The organism is Streptomyces alkaliphilus, assembly GCF_014141535.1.
Classification (GTDB): Bacteria; Actinomycetota; Actinomycetes; order Streptomycetales; family Streptomycetaceae; genus Streptomyces; species Streptomyces alkaliphilus.
In genome coordinates, this window is the sequence record NZ_VKHT01001183.1 from 1 (window position 1) to 1,369 (window position 1,369).

At 73.9% G+C, this 1,369-nt stretch carries 2 protein-coding genes; both read right to left on the bottom strand.

Features of this window, described 5'->3' with window-relative positions; all coding sequences use genetic code 11:
* Positions 1 to 531, bottom strand: a 531-nt coding sequence (locus FNQ90_RS23290; RefSeq protein ID WP_182608154.1) for a TlpA disulfide reductase family protein, incomplete at its 3' end; no start/stop codon positions are given.
* A 137-nt stretch (positions 532 to 668) separates the two neighbouring features.
* On the bottom strand, positions 669 to 1,298 hold the full coding sequence (locus FNQ90_RS23295; RefSeq protein WP_182608155.1) for a histidine phosphatase family protein: 630 nt from the start codon (positions 1,296 to 1,298) through the stop codon (positions 669 to 671).
* Positions 1,299 to 1,369 lie beyond the last annotated feature (71 nt).

Genomic DNA, 1,369 nt, shown 5'->3' on the forward strand with positions numbered 1-1,369 from the left:
CTCCCGGTCGATGACGAGCGTGGAGGGGATGCCCTGCGGGGGGAGGGTGTTGCGGGGGAACTCCAGGATGAGGTTCCCCTTGGGGTCGAAGAAGCTGGGGTACTCGATGCCGTAGGTGCGGTCGAAGGCGCGGGCGTTGGCCGCCTCCAGGTCCCGGGTGTTGATGCCGATGAACTGCACCCCCCGGTCCTCGGTGTCGGCGGCGACCGCCGCGAGGTTGGGCGCCTCGGCACGGCAGGGCGCGCACCACGAGCCCCAGACGTTGAGCACCACGACCTGTCCCCGGTAGTCGGCCAGGGCGAGCGGCTCGCCGTGGGTGGACTCCCCGGTGAGGTCGGGGACCTGCTTGCGTTCCCCCGCCGGGACGGTGGTGACCAGCCCGGTGCCCTCGACGATGTTGCTGTCACCGCCGGAGGCCCCGGCGCTCTCGCCGGAACAGGCGGACAGGGCGAGCATCCCCGCCGCCGCGCAGACCAGGGCCCGAAGGGCCCGACTGCGGGGGCGGACGCGAGCGGCGCGGCGAGCGATCATGTGAAAAGTTTCCCATGCGGGTTTTCGGGGCATCACCGCGCCCCCCTTGTCCGGAATGATCCACCCGGAACGAGCCGGTGGGGCGCCTGCGGACGGCGGTCGCAGGGGCGCCGGCCGACGGGCCGGACGTCGGCCGCTCAGGCGCCGGCGCCCTTGGCGCCCCCGGCCCGCAGGTGCGGCGGGACCAGATCGATCACCGGCTCGCTGTAACCGACCGAGACGATCTCGTCGTCGAGGTAGGTGAAGGAGGTCAGGGAGGCGAGGGTGCACTGCCGCTTGCGCGGGTCGTGCCACAGCCGGCGGCCCTCCACGAAGCTGCGCAGGATCCAGATCGGCAGCTGGTGGCTGACGCAGACCGCCTCGTGGCCGCGCGCGGCGTCCCGGGCGGCGTCCAGGGCCGCCTTCATGCGCACCACCTGCTGCACGTACGGCTCGCCCCAGGAGGGACGCACCGGATTGCGCAGGTGGACCCAGGCGCCCGGGCGGCGCCAGGCACCGTCGCCGGGACCGACCGGGCTCCCCTCGAAGACGTTGGCGGCCTCGATCAGTCGGGAGTCGGTGGCCACCTCCAGGTTCCGCAGGGCGGCGATCGGCGCGGCGGTCTCCTGCGCCCGCTCCAGCGGGGAGGCGACCACGTGGGTGATGTCGCGGGGGGCCAGGTGCTCGGCGACCCGGTCGGCCATCTTCCGCCCCAGGTCGGAGAGGTGGTAGCCGGGCAGGCGGCCGTAGAGGACGCCCGTGGGGTTCTCCACCTCGCCGTGACGCATGACGTGCACGACCGTGCGCACGGGCGCGGCGGGGGCGGTGTCCGGGGACGGGGACTGCTCGGGGACGGAGG